The organism is Nannocystis punicea, assembly GCF_026965555.1.
Lineage (GTDB): Bacteria > Myxococcota_A > Polyangia > Nannocystales > Nannocystaceae > Nannocystis > Nannocystis punicea.
The window spans coordinates 8,423,466-8,441,036 of sequence record NZ_CP114040.1 but is presented as its reverse complement, the minus strand read 5'-3'; the positions used below and the strand labels follow the sequence as shown (position 1 = coordinate 8,441,036).

Below are 17,571 nucleotides of genomic sequence, written 5' to 3'. Positions count from 1 at the left end.
GCGTGACCGCGACGGCGTGGCCGCGACGGTTGTCGCGGTCGACGTCGGCGGTCGCCACGTCCGTCACTGCCCCGCGATGTTGCAGGCCTGCAGCCGCATGATCAGCGCATCTTCGTTGGTGAAGAAGTAGAACGCCCCGTTGGTGGAGAACACCCCGCCGGTCGAATAGAGGCCGTAATTGAGCTTCGGGCCGGTGAGCACCGTCTCCCAGCTGCCGTCGGGCGCGACCCGTACGACCGCCTGCAGCGTCGACGAGAGGTGATAGAAGTGGTCGCGGAACGCCGACTTGGGCAAGGCGAAGCTCAGCTCCTCGCCGACGCCGAAGCCGAGGTTGTAGGGGTACTCGAGCGTGAGCATGTCGGCGGCGTCGAGGCGATGCACCCCGAGCTGGGTCTGATTGAGCGCATACAGCCCGGGCTTGAACATCGAGGTCGCCGGCGGGATCGCCAGGTCGACCACGACGTCCAGCCCCATGCCCTGCGCCAGCGTCGTGCGCGTGCCGTCCTCGTCGATCCTGTAGATCGCGTCCGCGCTGTAGTTGCTCGCATAGAGTGAGTCCGTCCCGTCGCCGCGGTCGCCGTAGATCAGCCCCTCGCAATTGCCGTGCTGCACCACCTGCTCGGTCGTCCCGTCGGGGTAGATCTTGTAGATCCACTCGTTCACGTTGACGGTGTGGCAGGTGTAAAGCACGCCGCCGTAGGCGTACTCGAGGTAGGGGTTGATCGGCAGGGCGGCGTCGGCCGGATCGATCAGCCAGCCCTTGAACTCGCCGTCCTGGTCGAGCAGGCCGATCCCGCTGGCCGTGTTCTCCGCGTTGTTGACGGTGAACAGCACGCCCTCTCCCGGGTCGCTCCAGTACTCGCCGAGCGCGCGCTCGACGTCGCCGAGATACCCGTAGCTCCCGAGCTGCTTCGGGACGTCGAAGATCACCCGCGCGGTGTAACCATCGATCGCCTCCAGCTCCAGGTCGGGCGGGGTACAGTCGCAGCCCTCGTCGAACAAATCGTTGCAGTTGTTGTCGAGCGCGTCGCAGAGCTCCGGCTGATTCTCGCACGCGGCCGCCGTCGTCCCGCTCGCCTCGGTCGCCCCGCTCTCCGCGGTCGTCGACGCATCCGTGGTGGTCGTCGAGGTCTCCAGCGCCGTGGTCGCGCTCGTCGAAGCGCCAGTACTCGAGGCGGTCGCGCTCTCGCCGGTCGACGCCGTGGCGCCGGCGCCGGTCGTCGTCGGGCCCTCCGTCGTGCTCGACGAGGCCACGTCCGTGCTCATCCCCGTGGTCGAGCCGGCGCTGGCGGAAGCATTCGTGGCCTCTGCTCGCCCGTCGTCACCGCAGGCGGCGATTGCGAGCGTCACGAGCGTGAGGCCGCCGAGTCCGAACTTCATGGCGGGAGCGTATCAGCGGGAACGCCGCCTGAGAACCCTCCACGGGGTGACCGCGAATGCGCCGACCAACTCATCGGGCGCATCCCCAGCGATTCGTTGGAGCTACTGCGAGCGATCCACGAACTCACCGACGTCGCCATCGGCGAGCACGTCGAGTCGCGACGGCGATCCCCGATCGCTCGGTCGCTCTCGCTCCGCGAGCCGACGATTCCCGGTCAGCATGACGTGCGAGTCCCTCGAGGTCTCGCGGAGCGCCTCGCCTGCGCGCAGGTCGAGGCGGCCGCCGGCGCTCGCGGCGTCGTCGGCCGCGAGCGCCGCTCGGTGCGACTCAGTGCACGAACATCTGGCTCGTGCCGGTGAAGTTGCTCAGCTCGACGTCCTGGACGACGGCCTTCTCGAGCTTCGCGGTGGCAGCGATCAGCTGCTTGACCACGCCGAGATCTTTCACCGGACCGACCTTGATCGGCGAATCTTCGGAGACGACGTCCACGGGGACCAGGCCGTTGAACTCCGTGATGACGTCGATGATGTGCGGGAACACGACCCTGCGGCCGCAGCTGTTGCACGCGATCTCGTAGAGCCGGTTGTGCCGGCGATCGAGGTCGGCGAACTCCATCCACGCCACGCCGCCGCCCCACTGCTGGTCGGGCACCGCCCACACGTTGCCGGCGCCGGTGCCGGTCATGAAGTTGGAGAGGGCCGCGGGCGCGACCTGCGGGTTGACGTGGAAGAACGGCGTGCTCGTGTCCGCGAAGTGACAGCCGTTGCAGGTGTTGACCGAGAACTGCTGGCGCGCGCAGACCTCCCGCGGATCGCCCGGGGTGGCGGCGTCGATCTGCCAGTGGGTCACGGGCGCCGTGAACGCGTTGCCGCCGCGCAGCGGCATGCCGCTGGCCAGGTGCGGCATCTCGAAGCTCGGGCTGCAGTCACCGACGACCGTGTTGCCGCTCGCGCCGGAGGTGAAGAACGCGAACGGCGAGACCTCGGACAGGACCGCACCGGGCGCGCCCGCCGGCGGCATCGGCGTGAACAGGGTCCAGTCGTCGATGTCGATGTCGGCGAACGGGTTGTAGATGCTGTCGTTGGGGGTCAGCGCGACGGTGTGCGGGCGCAGCGGGCCGTTGGCCGGCGTGTCGATGTCGGTGAACACGTCCTCGGTGGAGAGCGTGAACTCGCGGAGCTCCCACTGGAAGTTGAGCGCGTTCTCGTTGGTCCGGATCTGGTTGATCGCGTTCTGGTTGCCCTTGGCCGGCGCGGCGCCGTTGAGCACGACGTTCTCGGTGATGCTCTCGAGGTGGGCGCGCCACGAGGACGAGAACCGCGGCAGCAAGGGGTCGCTGAGGCGGATCCACTGGTTCGCCCAGTCCTTGATCGCCGCGCAGTCCTCCCGCGGTACGCCGTACTCGAAGATCACCGAGAAGGGCAGCTGGGTGCAGCTGTTCAGGTTCTGCACGCCGAACACGAAGCGCATCTCGCCCGCGCTGAGCGGCATGCCGCCGCCGAAGTAACCGCCGCCGCTGCTGGTCTTGCCGAGGTCGATGCGGTTGACGATCGCGGACAGGCGGAACGGCGCCTTGTCGAGGTTGAGCGGGCCGCCGAGGACCAGGTTGCCGCCCACCAGCGAGGAGGTGATGCCGCTGGCGTTGGCCCACGGCCGGATCACCTGCTGGAACATCTGCGTGCGCGCGGGGATCGTGTCGCTGTTGACGACCTGGTTGGTCAGCCAGGTCGACAGCCACTGGACCACGAAATCGTTGGTGCTCAGGCCCGAGCCGATCGCCATCTCCTCCATCAGGTGCTTGAAGGTCCACACGCCGTTGGGGTTGTCGGCGCCGGGGTCACACACGTCGTTGGTGCGGTTCTTGTCGCGGACCACCGAGAGGTCGGTGACGATGAGCGCCTCCTCCCAGCGCGCCGGCGTCGAGAGCGGCATGAGGGGACAGGACCCGAGCGCGACCGGGACGCCGGTGTCGAACACGCTGATGTCGAACTTGATGCCCGTCGTGACGGCGATCGGGTTGCGACCCTCGAAGACGATCCGATCCTTGGTGGTCTCGCCGAACTTCTCGAATTTCGCCTCGGCCTTGGCACGCACCGCGAGCTCCTCCTCGCTGAGCGTGGCGAAGGCGGCGAAGAACTCCTTGCCGGGGCTCTCCTTGAGCACGCCGAGATCGACCAGCGCGTCGCTGCGCACCAGCATCATCGGGTTCTTCGGGTCGCCGACGACGCGGACCAGGCTCTCGCTGAGCTCCTTGTTCTGCGGCGTCGGCAGCTTGATGTGCACCGCGACGTTCTCACCGGCCTCGGTCGCCTTGGGCAGCTTCTGGACGAACACCTCGGCCGCCTCGATCGGCTCGACGAACGGCAGCTTCTCCGCCGAAAAGCTCTCGCCCGGGATGGGAAACTTCGGATCGTCGTCCTTCTTGAATTCGACGCCGTCGAGATCCGATTCGTCGACGTCAGTATCCGTACACCCGACCAATCCGAATGTACCGATCGCACCAATCATCATCGCAGCCAACGATACAAATTGCACTCGATTCCGAGTCATCGCTATCTCCTGGGTTTGTTGAACGACAGCGATATCTTCACGAGAAAGGCTGGCGATGGAAGCCGGGGAATGCACCGTGAATCCGCGACCGCATCCCGCAGGTGCGCGGCATCGCCCGCGCGGATATGGGCCGATCGAGATGCGCCAAAGCCGCGTTTTACCCAGCTCACAACTAGAACAGAGTCCAAGTCGCAACCGCGGGCCGCTCGCGGTTTCGCCAATTCGGACGCGGATCGGACCTGCGGGATTCTCGCGGGAGATCTCCTCCTGGCAAATTCGGGGGCGTTTTCAATCATCGCGTCTCAGCCGCGCGCCATCGCGCAGCTCGGGCGCAAATTCGGCGCAGATCGGCGCCCTCTGGGGTCTGGAGCCCGCGCTTGCCGCGGCCCGAACCATGCGCGGAAGTGGCTTCTCGCTTGGAGCCCTCCGCCCCCGACGGGGACATGGTTCGGCGCGAATTGTGCGCATTTCGCGCTGGGTGGCCGCGATTTCGAAGCCACTGGCACATTGCATTGGCAAGATGGCATTGCGCGCCCGCCGGCGCCGGCGAGCGCGCGATGGTCCTCGGATATGCACCGAGGTCGTTGCTCACAATCAGCAGATACCGGAATGTCTTCACCCGGAGCGCCGGACCCCGGGCGGAGCACTCCACGCGTTCCTCGATCCTATGGATAGGCCAACCTCGTGATTGTTCACCTTCGGCTTCGGCGCCGTGGTCTTCGGCTCGCGTCGGGGGCGGCCTATTCGACCATGCGATCGCATCACGGCGCGCTGGGCTCGAGCGGCGCCGGCGAGCCGCGATGGAACGTCGCTCGGGCGAGAGTCGAGCGCGAGCGACGGCCCTCGCGCCGGCGGCTCGGGGTGCAGCACGACCGCGCCGCGGTCATCACGACGCAGCTCGCCGGACGGCGGCATTCACTCGTCCCGCGCGTGCTCGGCGAGCCATCGCTCGATCTCGGCGGTCTGCTCGGTCGCGTTTGCGCCGGCTTCGCGGAGGCCCTCGCGGGCCTTGCGGGCCTCGGCGAGGGCACGGGCGCGGTCGCCGTGGGTGGCGACGAGCGCCCTGGCGAGGGCGAAGCGCGCCTCGGGCTCGCGGGGCTGGATGCCGTCGTACGCGTCGATGATGGTGAGCGCGCGCTCGAGCAGCGGAAGGGCCTCCTGGGGCCTGCGCTCGGTCAGATACACGGAGGCGAGGCCCGTCAGGTCCGCGGCGACCGCGGGGTGTCCCGAGCCGAGCGCCGCTTCACGGACGGCCAGGGCGCGCTCGTACAGCGCGCGGGCCTCGGCGTACGCTCCGGTCATCTCGTGCACGACTGCGAGGCCGCTCATGGTGTGGGCGACGTGGGGATGTCGGGGGCCGAGCGCCTTCTCCTGGACGGCCAGGGCGCGCTCGTACAGCGCGCGGGCCTCGGCGTAGGCTCCGGTCGCCTCGTGCGCGGCGGCGAGGTTGTACAGGGTGAAGCCGACGCCGGGGTGGTCCGGGCCGAGCGCCTTCTCCTGGATGGCCAGAGCGCGCCCCAGCAGCCCACGCGCCTCGGCGTACGCGCCGGTGTTGCCGTGGGCGGCGGCGAGGCCGACCAGGCTGCCGGCGACTTCGGGGTGTTCCGGGCCGAACACCTTCTCCCGGATCGCCAGGGCCCGCTCGTGCAACCTCCGCGTCTCTGCGTGCGCGCCGGTAGCCTCGTGGAGGATCGCCAGGTTGTTCAGGCTGATGGCGACCTCGGCGTGCTCCGGGCCGAGCGTCCTCTCCTTGATCGCCAGGGCCCGCTCGTGCAGCGCTCGCGCCTCTGCGTATTCCCCGGTGGAGATGTGAGTGTTGGCGAGATTCCCGAGGGCGTTGGCGATCTCGGGGTGTTCGGGGCCGAGGGCCTTCTCCTGGATGGTCACGGCTCGTTCGAACAGCGCGCGCGCCTCGGCGTAGGCGCCCGCCTCGGCGTGGATGGTGGCGAGGTTGTTGAGGGCGGCCGTGAGGCCGACGTGTTCCGGGCCGAGGGCCTGTTCCTGGAGCACCAGGGCGCGCTCCAACAGGGCGCGCGCCTCCGCGTGCGCGCCGGTGGGCAGGTAGGTGTTGGCCAGGTTGATCAGACGCGCCGCCTCCCGCAGACCCGACTGGTCGCCCGCCTGCGCGATGGCCACCTCGGCGAGCCGCGCCCACAGCCGTCCGTCGGCGGGCCGGCCTCGCTGCTTGCCCATGAGCGAGACCAGGTAGATCGCCGTGGTCGCGGCCACGTCCACGGCCTCGGCGCGGGCCGCCTCGAAGTAGGCGTCCGTGCTCGCGGTCTCGGCCGCCTCGTACGCGCCCGTGTTGGCGAGCAAGGCGCCCTCCAACGCGCGCGCGGAGGCGATCAAGGGCAACCACTCGAGCTGCTGTTCGGCCCGGGTGCGGGCTGCAGTGGCGATCGCCAGGGCCTCCTTGTACTTGCCCGTGCGCGAGCGTGCGTCCGCCTGCGAGAGCGCGACACGCAGCTCGTGGACCGCCTCGCGTTCGTCGGCCGGCGGTGCCGGCACTCGTCGGAGCGCGTCCTCGTCGAGGCAATCCTCGGCCGCTCGCAGGCCCGCGGCGGCCGCCACCGCCTTCGGCATGACCACCGCATCGGCCCGCTCGAACTCGGTCACGAGCGACGCGAGCGCCAGCCGCCGATCCTCGAGGCACCACTCGGCGCGGTCGAGGATCTCTGCGTCCCACTCGCCGCGGACTTCGGCGTGGATGCACGCCGTCGCTCGCGCCTGGCGCCAGCGCGCCGCTTGCTCGTCCAGCCACGGGATCACCTTCTCGGCCGTGGTCTCCGCGTAGCTGACGCCCGTCGCCACGAAGGCCTCGCGCAGCCGTCGGGCGGCCTGTTCATTCCACGCCGATTCGATCTCGGCGCCCTTCGCCTCGCAAGCGGCGACGCGCCGGGCGTCGTCCCACCGCCGCACGCTCCCGGCTCCGGCGGTGGCGAGCATGCCGGCCGCGCCGGCGAGCACGGCGGTCACGGCCAACACGGTGGCGCGCTGGTACCTCACGCCCGGATCGCGCTCGAGCGCCGCCAGCAGGTCGGTCATCGCCGCGAAGCGAGCGCCAGGCTCGGCCATCATGCCGCGGCGGAGCGCCTTGAACACCCGCGTCGGCACCGGACTGCCCGACGGCGCCGGCGCGACGCGCCCGTGCACGACGTCGTCGCGCAGCGCCTCGAACGACTCGGTGGAGAACGGCCAGCGGCCGTACAGGCTCTGGTATAGCGACACGCAGAAGCTGTACTGGTCGCTCTCGGCGGTCGCGCGCTCGCCGAGGTGCTGCTCCGGGGACATGTAGGCCGGGGTGCCGACGATCACGCCCGTCCGGGTCAGCGGGCGCAGCAGCAGGGAGGCCTCGCTCTCCGGGCCCGTGGGCGCCGCGTCCGGTCCCTCCTCGCGCAGATCGCCGGCGTTCAGGCGCGCGAGGCCGAAGTCGAGGACCTTGACCTGCCCGTCGTCGCCGAGCATCACGTTCTGCGGCTTGAAATCGCGGTGGACGAGTCCGGCCTTGTGCGCCGCCGCGAGGCCGCGACCCGCCTGCAGGAACGTGGCCAGGATCTCCTGCCACGAGCGCGACTCCTTGACCCACGCCTCCAGGCTGCTGCCGCGGACGAATTCCATCGCCACGTAGACCATGCCGTCGGCCTGCCCGACCTCGTGGACGGTGACGATATTGGGGTGCGACAGCCGGGCCATCGCCTGGGCCTCGCGCAGGAGCCGTCCATGGGCGTTCTCTTGCTCCCGGACGCGACCTCTCTGCAGGACCTTGACGGCGACCTTGCGATCGAGCTGGTCGTCGTAGCAAGCGTACACGACGCCCATCCCGCCCTGACCTATCACATGGAGCACCGTGTACCGCCCGAGCTGGACGGGCTGCGACCTGTTGGGGAACAGCGCCCGCTTCAGCAGCTGCTTGCCGAGCGGCTCGCCGAGCTCGGGCCGAAGAGGGGCGGGCGGCGGCGGCGTCGCGTCGCCGTCCCCGTCGTCGTCCCCCTTGGCGACCGGCGTCGACCCCGACGGCCCGGCGCGCTCGGAACGAGGGGTTCCGGCGTCGCCCACGGTGTCCTTGTCGGACGCGTCGGCGCCTTGCTCACCGGGTCGTGATCGCGTGTCGGGATTCAATTGGCCCGTCTGTATTGAGCATACACGTGTCGTCCGAGCGCCGCTCGCGACCCGTGCCGAGCACGCGACTCGGCCCGGAAGTGTCCATGCCCCGGGGCCGCTTCGACGCGGCGCCTCGAGGGACAGCGCGGGCATGCGCCCCTCGACCGGCGAGCGCCCGCGCCGATCGAACAACTTCCCCGCATGGGCTCTCGGCGCTCGGCCATCTTCCAGAGGCCGCGCCGGATCGCGCTCAGGAATGACTCGACCTCCAGGACGCGCTGCTGCGTGATCCTGGCGCTCGCCTCGACGCGGGCGCGGCGGGATCGAGATCGTCAATCTCGACAATCCACCGACCGAGCGAGTCGAGCGCGCCGGTGACGACGAGGACTTGTCGTGCCGGCGGTGAGCGACGACGGCCCGGGGCGCGTGCCGCGGCTGTAATTTGCCTGTAAGTTCCTCGCCCCGCGCCGACGGTAGGGTCGATGGCACCTTTCGGAGTCATCGAAATGCGAAAGCTTGGTCTTGGAGTGGGTCTGCCCGCGATCGCGGGTTGGTTGTGGTTCGTGGCCGATGCCGAGGCCGCGCCGGCGCTGCGGGTGCAGGTCACCCAGCGCGGCGACTTCGCGCTCATCGGCAACACGCTCGGGCATAACTGCGCCGCGAACGTGCCGATGCCGGTCGTCGGCGCCGTCGGGATGTGCGGCACGAACACGGCCGACGGCGCGATCGACGTGTACTGGAGCGCCGACTCGCCGGCCCCTGGCGAGGCCGAGGCCAACGTGACGGTCGCGGCCACCGCTGCTCGCAGCTCGGCGGTCCTCGAGCTCCCGCCGGACGCCGCCGCCTCGCACGCGTTCCTCTACTGGGCCGCCTCCGTCGACGCCCCCGGGTCCGACGGCATCGTCACGCTCGACCGCCCGGGCGTGTTCTCGGCCGACATCGACGGCTCGATGCACTGCGTGACCACCCCGTTCAACGCCTACCAGTGCAGCGCCGACGTCACCGACCTGGTCCAGCAGCACGGCTCCGGGTCCTACAGGGTCGGCGGGGTCGACACCTCCGTGCTGCCGAACGTCAACAGCGAGGGGACCTTCGCCGGCTGGTGGATGGTCGTCCTCTACCAGGACCCGGGCGAGCCGACGCGCAACCTCGCGGTGTTCGACGGGTTCGACCTGGTGGCCAGCGAGGCGTCCCTCGACATCCTGCTCGAGGGGTTCCTGGTCCCCGACGGCGGTATCGAGGGCAAGCTGGGCCTGGTCGCGTTCGAGGGCGACGTCGGCCTCTCGGGGGACCAGTTCTTCTTCGGGGGCGGCCCGGCCCTCGGCAACGGCGCAAACCCGGCCAACAACTTCTTCAACAGCACGCGCTCGCAGTTCGGCGCGCCGCTGTCGGTCCCCGGCGACCTCCCCCAGCTCACGGGCGCGCCGCACTCAATGTCGGGCCTCGACCTCGACACCGTCGACGTCACCGCCAAGCTCACGGCGGGGCAGACCCAGGCGACGCTGACGGCGAGCACCGCCGGCGACCAGTACTTCCTGTCCGGCTTCATCACCTCGATCTCCGACCTCCGGCCCGACTTCACGACGTCGACCAAGACGGCCGTCGACGTGAACGGCGGCGCGCTCGTGGCCGGCGACGAGCTCGAGTACACGATCGAGGTGACCAACACCGGCAGCGACGTCGCGATCGAGGTCGCCCTCACCGACCCGCTGCCGACCGGCGTGACCTACGTGCCGGGCTCGCTCGAGATCGCCGCGGGTGACAACGCCGGCGCCAAGACCGACGCCGCGGGCGACGACCAGGGCGAGTACGACGCGAACACGAACTCGCTGGTGGTCCGCCTGGGTGCGGACGCCAACGAGGCCGCCGGCGGGACGCTGGCGATCGATGCGTCCGCCACGGTGAAGTTCCGCGTGACCATCGACGCCGACAGCTCGGGGCAGATCGACAATCAGGCCCTCATCGGCGCGGCCGGCCAGCTCGGCGCCGAGCCGGCCGAGACGCCGACCGGCGACGGCAACTTCCCGGGCGCGCCGACCTCGGTGGTCGTCGAGCAGTGCGAGACCGACGCGCAATGCACCGACCCGGACCTGCCCCACTGCGACGCCGCGAGCGAGCCCAAGGCGTGCGTCGGCTGCCTCGACGACGGCCACTGCACGGCCGGGTGGATCTGCGACCCCGTGGCCCACGCCTGCACCTGCACGCCCGCCGACGCCGAGCTGTGCGACGACGGCCTCGACAACGACTGCGACGCCGAGATCGACGAGGGCTGCGACCCCGACACGACGACCGGCGAGCCGTCGACGACCGGCGAGATCCCGACCAGCTCGGCCTCCGACGGCGACTCGATGTCGGGCGGCGACTCGATGTCGGGCGGCGAATCGATGTCGGGCGGCGACTCGTCGACCGGCGGTGCCGGCCCGACGGGCGGGCCCGACGACGGCGGCTCGAGCACCGCCTCCGGCGGCACCGACGAGACCGACACGGGCCCGGCCGGCGCGGGCGACGCCGGCTGCGGCTGCGACGCGCGCAATCCCGACGCGGGCGGGCTGCTGCTGCTCGTCGGCGCCATCGCGGTCAGGCGCCGTCGCCGGGCCTCGACGTGACGCTCGCGTCGGCGGCCTCCAGGCGGCGTTCGCCGATCTCGCGGTCCCTCACGTCGATGCGGAGCCGGCGGGTCCCGCGGTGTCGGCTGTCGCAAGAGACAGGTTGATGAGCGGGTCGGGCCCGGCGGGGTCGGCTGTCGCAAGAGACAGGTTGATGAGCGGGTCGGGCCCGCGATATCGGCTGTCGCAAGAGACAGGTTGATGGCCTGGTCGAGCCCCGCGGTGTCGAATTCGCAAGAGACAGGTTGATGGCCGGGCCGGGCCCGCGGTGTCGGCTGTCGCAAGAGACAGGTGGATGAGCGGGTCGGGTCCCGCAGTGTCGGCTGTCGCAAGAGACAGGTTTATGAGCGGGTCGGACCCCGCAATATCGGCTGTCGCAAGAGACAGGTTGATGCGCGGGGCGGGCCGGGGACGCGCCGACATGAGCCCACTGCGCCGCGCAGCCGATCGCTCGCTGCTCTCATCCGGAGACGAGCGGGCGGTCGAGTTGCGCGATCTCGAGGTGCGCCGTGCCGATCCGTAGCTGCCGCGTTCCCGGCCGGCGTTCGACGATCCGGGCCGCGTCCAGGACGCCGGCCTGGGCGAATTGCTGGCGCAGGCGGTGGATGTCGACATAGAGCTGGTTGCGGTCGACCTGCAGGGCCATGAGCAGCTCCTCCTGGAGGACCCAGCCCTGCTGCGCGGGCGCCAGACGGCTGTGACGCAGGCGCTCGCGCGCGAGCAGCAGCAGCGGGTAGTGGCAGGTCCGGGCCTTGAAGTCGAGCGCGGACGCGCCGTGGAAGGCGACGAGCTCGACGTACTCCGTGTCGGGCCGGACGGCGAAGTGCAGGCGCAGGTCGGCGATCCGCGCCGGCGCCTCGGCGGCCTCGGCGGTGGGCGGCAGCGACTCGGGGAGGGCGAGGTGCCAGGCGATGTCGCCGATGCGGACGACTTCTTCATCGTGGACCTCGCGGACGTTGCCGGCGTGCTCGAGGTACCACCCGTGCGGTCCGCGGTAGATCGTCGCGGGGTCGGACGGATCGGGCAGGGTCAAGAGGCCGGCCTCCGCGACGAGCACCGCGCCGCCGCCCTCGGGGACGGCGAACGCGTCGGGCGGGCCGGCGTCGACGAGCACGAGGCCGCCCGGGTCCCCGAGGCCGATCTCGGCGCCAGGGCCGAGAGCGAGCCGCTCGTCGGGGGCCAGGCGCCGGCCGGCGACGTACACGCCGTTGCGGCTGTGGAGGTCCTGAAGATGCCAGTGACCGCCGGCCCAGCGCAGGAGGGCGTGCTCGCCGGACACGGAGGGCGCGAGCAGCTGGATCGTGCACTTGCGCGAGCGGCCGAGGATGTTGCGCTCCCGCAGCTGCCATGCGGTGTCGCCGCTGCTGGTCGTCAGACGCCCCACGGATGGCCACGAATCATGACGGGCGGCCCGGAGGCCGTCCAGGACGCGCGATCGCCACCGCGGCCTGGGGCTGGCGCTGCGTGCTAGGCTGCCGGTGCTCGTCGTCCGCGACGAATTCGCGCGATCCCGTGATGCTCCGCGACGAGAACGAGCGAACGACGGCCGCGACGGTGAGCGCGGGGACGGGACCGCGGGCGCAGGGCCTCCCGGCGCCCGCGCGGATCGGCCGCTACACGCTGCTCGGCATGCTCGGACGCGGCGGCATGGGCGAGGTCCACCTGGCGCGCGACGAGCTGCTCGGGCGCCGCGTCGCGCTCAAGCTGCTCGGCACGCCCGACGCCCGCCCCACGACACAGGCCCGCCTGCTGCGCGAGGCGCAGGCGCTGGCCCGCCTGTCCCACCCGAACGTCGTGACGATCCACGAGGCCGGCGAGCACGAGGGCCGCGTCTACCTGGCGATGGAGCTGGTCGTCGGCGACACGCTGCGCGACTGGCTGCGCGCGCATCGACCGGCCGTCGACGTGCGCCTCGAGGTCGCGCTGCAGGCCGGTCGCGGGCTGGCGGCGGCGCACGACCGCGGGCTCGTCCATCGCGACTTCAAACCCGACAACGTGATGGTCGGCGAAGACGGCCGCGTGCGCGTCATGGACTTCGGCCTCGCCCGCCTGGACGCGGGCGAGCTCGCGGGGGAGGCCGGCGCTCCGGCCCTGCACGCCACGGTCGTCGGCGCGGTGCTCGGGACCCCGGGATACATGGCGCCGGAGCAGCGCGAGGGCCGGCCCGCCGGGGTCGTGAGCGACATCTACGGGTACTGCGTCGTGGTCTGCGAGCTGTTCACCGGCAAGAGCCCGCCGCCCGACGCCGACGCCGACACGGTACGCGAGGCGCTGCGGCACGGGGCGGTGTCCGGGACGGTGCCGGGGTGGCTCGCACCGCTCGCGGAACGGGGGCTGGACCCGCGGCCCGAGGCGCGCTGGCAGACGATGCACGCGCTGCTCGGCGCGATCGAGGCGGCGATGACGCGGCGACGGCAGCGTCGGATCGCCGGCCGGACCGCGGGGGTGGCCCTGATCGCCGGCGTCCTGGCGCTCGGCGGGGTGGCGCTGCACGGGTGGTGGGACCGGGCCGAGACCGAGGCCAGGGCCGCGGACCGGCTCGCGGCGATCGCCGCCGCGGACGCGCCGGAGCCGGCGCTCTCGGGGTTCATCGCCGAGCCGGACCACCGCCGCACGCGGGCGCTCGGGCGGGCGTGGCTGCTGCGCGGGGACCGGGCGCTGGCCGACAGGCGCGTCGAGGAGGCGCTCGCCGCCTACGCGCGCACGTACGTCGAGGCGACGGACCCGGACGACGTCGCGGCGGCGATGCGGGCGCTGGCCGCGGTGTTCGCCGCGAGGGGCGACGCGCCGGAGCTGGCCCGCGTGGTCGCGGAGCAGCGGGCGCGCGGGCTCGGCGACGCCACGGTCGACGAGCACGCGGCGATCGCCGCGTTCGGCCTGCGCGACGGCGCCGGCGCGGTCGAGTCGCTCGCGCCGGACGACCCGTGGCGCGCGTCGCTGGCGGCGTTGGCCCGCGGGCGGCCGCTCGGGTGGCTGATGTACCGGTTCGACGCGCTCGGCCCCGGCGGCGCGGCAGCGTTCGCGGCGGAGAGCGGGTACGAGGACACGAGGCTGCTGGACCGCTCGCTGGCGACGATCGGCCGGGCCGCCGGCAGCCTCCCCGTGTTCCCGGGCACGACCCTGGCGGTGCGCGACGGCTGGCAGGTCGTCGATCTCGCCGCGCCGGCGCTCGAACTGTGGCGGATCGAGCACGTGTTCGTCGCCAACGCGGGGGCTGCGGCTGGCCGACGGGCGGGTGGCGTCCGTGTACTCGCACGTCTGGCCGTACCAGGGGTTCTGGCGGCTCGAGGACCCGCCGTCGCTCGGCGCCCGGCCGGCGCACGCGGGGACCCACCGCACCGGCGCGGCGCTGGTCGACGGGTGGAGCGGCGACCTCGACGGCGACGGCCGCGACGAGCTGGTCGCGGCCTTCGACTCGCCTGCCGACGACGTCCGGGTGTTCCAGGCCGACGCGCGCGGCGAGCTCGAGCTGGTGCACCGGCGGACGCTGCCCGGTGCGCGCGCGGTGGTGGGGATCCGCCGCGGTTCGTCGCGCGCGCTGGTCGTCGCCCAGGACGCGGCCTACACGGTGTTGGTGTGGACCGGCGCGGCGCTCGTGGAAATCGGCACCACGGCGATGCCCGACCTCGAGGCCTCGCTGTCGAGGACCGGCGAGCGTCTGTTCGCCGCCGACCTGGACGCGGACGGAACCGACGAGCTACTGCATGCCGGGAAGTTCGGGCGGCAGCACGGGATGCGGGTCGTGCGCGACGCGGGCGGGCAGGCGTCGTGGCGGACGATCGGTGGCATCGACCCGTGGGCCGCGGTCCAGGTCGACGCCGATGCGGCCGACGAGGTGGTCGTGCGGATGTTGCCAGGCTACGAGGCGTGGGTCCTCGGCGCCGGCGACGAGGCGCCGCCCGACCTGCGGACCGCCGCGGAGGCCGTCGCTCCGCCGGACATCGCCGACGCGTGGCTGGCCGATCGCGTCGCCCGAACCGAGGCGTTGGCGGCCATGGGCCGGTCCGCCGACGCGGCGACGGCGTTCGTCGACCTCGCGGCGATGGCCGGCGAGCCGCAGCTTCGCCACCACCTGCTGGACCGGGCCGCGGCGCTTTGGACCGCCGTCGGCGACGATGCGCGGGCCGAGGCGATCGACCGCAGCCTCACCGGTCCGCGCCCGCTGGCCCGCCGCGCCGCGGCCCTGAGCCGCCTCGGCCGCTGGTCCGAGGCGCACGCCGCCGCGACCGCGCTCGCCGGCGATCCGCAGGCCGACGCCGCCGCCGTCGCCGAGGCGCGCCGGCTCGCCCTGCGTCTGGACCCGCTCGTGCGGGTCGGCGTCGGGCTCGACCCCGACCTCGAGGCGTGGCGATTCGTCCGCCCCGCGGGGCTGCGGCGCGACCCGGTCGGCGAGCGCCTCGAGGTCGTCGCCGCCGCCGGTCCAGCCCCGCTCGCCGAGGTCCCGCTGGCGTGGGACGGGTCGGCGCTGGCCTTCGAGGCCGAGGTCGAGACGTCGTGGCTCGAGAGCGGTGCCTGCCTGACGATCGGCATCGACGACGAGCACGGCGCGGAGTGGCTGGCCGCCGCCGTGTGCGGCACCGCCGACGAGCGGTCGCTCCATCGCGGCATCTCGTGCCGCCGCGGCGACCTCGGGGGCGCGCTCCTCGGCCAGCAGGACATCGCCTCGGCCGCGGCCCCGGGGCGAGTCGTCGTGCGCGTCGCGTGGTTCGCCGACGGCACCGCCGAGTGTTCGGCCGACGGCGGGACGGGCCGCTGGACCGGCATCGGGGGGCCCCCGGCCGGCGCCGCGCTGCGGTTCGTCGTCTCGGCCCGGTCCACCAACCAGCGGCCCGCGCTGGCCATGGGCGCGTTGCGGGAGATCCGGGTCCACGGCGCCCGTCTCGCCACGCCGACCGCCGAGACCCCATGGGACGTCGCGGCCCGGCACCTCGTCGACGACGACCCGGCGGCGGCAGGGGCTGTCCTTTCGGACATGCCGGCGACCACGGCGCGCGAGCACGCGATCCGGCTGGTCACGCACGCCCGCCTCGGCGACCTCGCGGCGCTCGAGCGAGACATCGTGCCCGCCGCCCCTGTCCTGCTCGACCCGGCGGCGCGGGCCGACCTCGCCCTCCTCGTCCGCACGCGCCCGCTCGTCGCGGCCGCGCTGGTCGGCGTCGGCGCGGCGCTGCTGCCGGCGATGGTCGACGTGTGGTCCGGGCTGCGCGCCCACCTCGGCGACGGCGAGGTCCGCCGGGCCGCGCTCGCCGGGCTGCACGCGCTCGCCGCGGCGACCCCGACGAGCCCCGAAGAGCACGCGGCGCTCGCCCGGTTGCTGGCGCTGCGCGGGCAGCTGGCGGCGTCCGAGGGCCGGACCGCCCCGGCGATCCGCGACCTCGAGGCGGCGCTCGAGCTCGCGGACCCGGACGCCGACGAGGACGAGGAGCTCTCCGAGGTCCACGCCGCGCTCGCGCGCCTGTTGGCCCCGGAGTCGCCGGCGCAGGCCCGGATGCACGCGCAGGCGGCGGTTCGCCGCAGCGTCACGCCGGAGCGGACCCGCGAGCGCATGCTCGCGGAGCCGGCGCTCGCCGGCTTGCTCGCCGACGTGGGCCCGTGAGGTTCGCCAGGGCAGGGCCGGACCTCATCATCCCGGCGACACGACGCAGGCGACGGTGGTCCGCCCGCGACGCCGCTCGGGCCGCAAGACCGGCGATGGGCGGCGCGCGAGCGCATGGCTCGCCCGCACGACCGGGGCCGCGACGTTGTCCGGTTTTTCCAATCCACCCGTCGCGTCGCTCGCTACGGTCCGCCCCATGAAGATTCTCGTCACAGGAGCGACCGGAAAGGTCGGAAGCCGTCTCGCTCGTCGCCTCGCCGACCGCGGTCGTCACGTGCGCGCCCTCGTGCGCGATCCGGGCCGCGCCGAGGCGCTGCGCGGGCGCGACGTGGAGCTCGTGCGGGGCGACCTGCTCGACGTCGCGTCGCTCGAGGCCGCGGTGCGCGGCGTCGACGCGGTCGTCCACTGCGCCGCGTTCTTCCGCGGGGCGACGCCGGAGCAGGCGCACGCCGTCAACGACCTCGGCACGCAGAACCTCGCCTCCGCGGCACGCGCCGCGTCGGTGAAGCGCTTCGTGTTCACGAGCACCGGGTTGGTGTACGGCGCGACCGGCGGGCGCCTCGCACGCGAGGACGATCCATGCACGCCGGCAGCGGCATATCCGGCGAGCAAGCTCGCCGCCGAGCGCGCTCTCTTCGCGCTCGACGGCCTCGACGTCCGCGTGCTCCGCCTTCCGTTCGTCTACGGCGACGGCGATCCGCATGTCGAGGAAGCGGTCCCGATGATGCGCGGCTTCCCGCCGGCGCAGCGCATGTCGATCGCTCACCACGCCGACGTCGCGCAGGCGGTCGCGCGCGTGCTCGACACGGCGTCGCCGTCGCACCGGATCTACAACGTCGCCGATGACGAGGCGCCCGACCTGGCGACGCTCTTTGCCTCGGTCGGGGCGCCGCCGCCCGACGGCTCCGCCGCCGAGACTGCGCGCGCGTTCGACATCGTGCTCGACGTCCGCCGGATCCGCGAGGACCTCGGCTTCCGCCCGGAGTACCCGCGCCTTCAGGACGCCATCGCCGCCGGCACCGCGTGACGCGAGGGGGCGAATCCTCGGTGCAGCATTCGCTGCCGACGGCGCTACCCGACGGGCGGGTGATGCTCGCAGCGAGCAGCTGCCGCATGTTCCACCGCAGATCTCGCCCCGTCGCGCCGTGCTCGTCGTGCCCCGCAGGGGCGCCTCGACGACGCTACTGTGCGGCCCATCGGGTAGCCATCGTTATTCCGATGTGACTTCCATGAAGCGCGCCTGGGCGAAGGCGCTGCGCTTCCTCGCCGCCGTCGAGCGCGACGCACTCGGCCGTTGATGCGCGGAGCGCCGCGTAGATCCTCCGATCCAGCAGAAC

At 72.5% G+C, this 17,571-nt stretch carries 7 protein-coding genes and 1 pseudogene; 4 read left to right on the top strand and 4 right to left on the bottom strand.

Annotation, left to right across the window (positions count from 1 at the left end; genetic code table 11):
• Nucleotides 1-63: 63 nt before the first annotated feature.
• From O0S08_RS32430 to O0S08_RS32420, 3 genes are all read right to left on the bottom strand, one after another.
• Complete coding sequence (locus O0S08_RS32430) at nt 64-1,380, bottom strand: hypothetical protein (protein ID WP_269033248.1); 1,317 nt, start codon at nt 1,378-1,380, stop codon at nt 64-66.
• A 328-nt stretch (nt 1,381-1,708) separates the two neighbouring features.
• Nucleotides 1,709-3,892: a hypothetical protein gene (locus O0S08_RS32425; protein ID WP_269033247.1), complete on the bottom strand. Its 2,184-nt coding sequence runs from the start codon at nt 3,890-3,892 to the stop codon at nt 1,709-1,711.
• 954 nt (nt 3,893-4,846) lie between these two features.
• Nucleotides 4,847-8,185, bottom strand: a complete 3,339-nt coding sequence (locus O0S08_RS32420) for a serine/threonine-protein kinase (protein ID WP_269033246.1) — start codon at nt 8,183-8,185, stop codon at nt 4,847-4,849.
• Nucleotides 8,186-8,559: 374 nt separating this feature from the next.
• On the opposite strand from O0S08_RS32420, the gene O0S08_RS32415 reads away from it, so the two are divergent.
• Nucleotides 8,560-10,638 (top strand): isopeptide-forming domain-containing fimbrial protein, encoded by a 2,079-nt coding sequence (locus O0S08_RS32415; RefSeq protein WP_269033245.1) that lies wholly within the window; start codon nt 8,560-8,562, stop codon nt 10,636-10,638.
• Between the two features lie 460 nt (nt 10,639-11,098).
• Here the strand turns inward: O0S08_RS32415 and O0S08_RS32410 are convergent, their stop codons facing one another.
• The gene (locus O0S08_RS32410) at nt 11,099-12,022 is read right to left on the bottom strand and encodes an FHA domain-containing protein (protein WP_269033244.1); all 924 of its coding nucleotides are present in this window, start codon (nt 12,020-12,022) and stop codon (nt 11,099-11,101) included.
• Between O0S08_RS32410 and O0S08_RS51355 the strand changes: the two are divergent.
• The 3 genes and pseudogenes from O0S08_RS51355 to O0S08_RS32395 all read left to right on the top strand — a co-directional run.
• Nucleotides 11,986-12,867 (top strand): annotated as a pseudogene (locus O0S08_RS51355) (serine/threonine-protein kinase); the annotation flags it as partial. The gene O0S08_RS32410 and the pseudogene O0S08_RS51355 overlap by 37 nt on opposite strands.
• 1,015 nt (nt 12,868-13,882) lie before the next feature.
• Nucleotides 13,883-16,234, top strand: coding sequence for a hypothetical protein (locus tag O0S08_RS32400; RefSeq protein ID WP_269033242.1), 2,352 nt, complete (start codon nt 13,883-13,885; stop codon nt 16,232-16,234).
• A 196-nt stretch (nt 16,235-16,430) separates the two neighbouring features.
• Entirely contained in the window at nt 16,431-17,261 is an 831-nt protein-coding gene (locus O0S08_RS32395) for an NAD-dependent epimerase/dehydratase family protein (protein WP_269033241.1), read from the top strand.
• Nucleotides 17,262-17,571 lie beyond the last annotated feature (310 nt).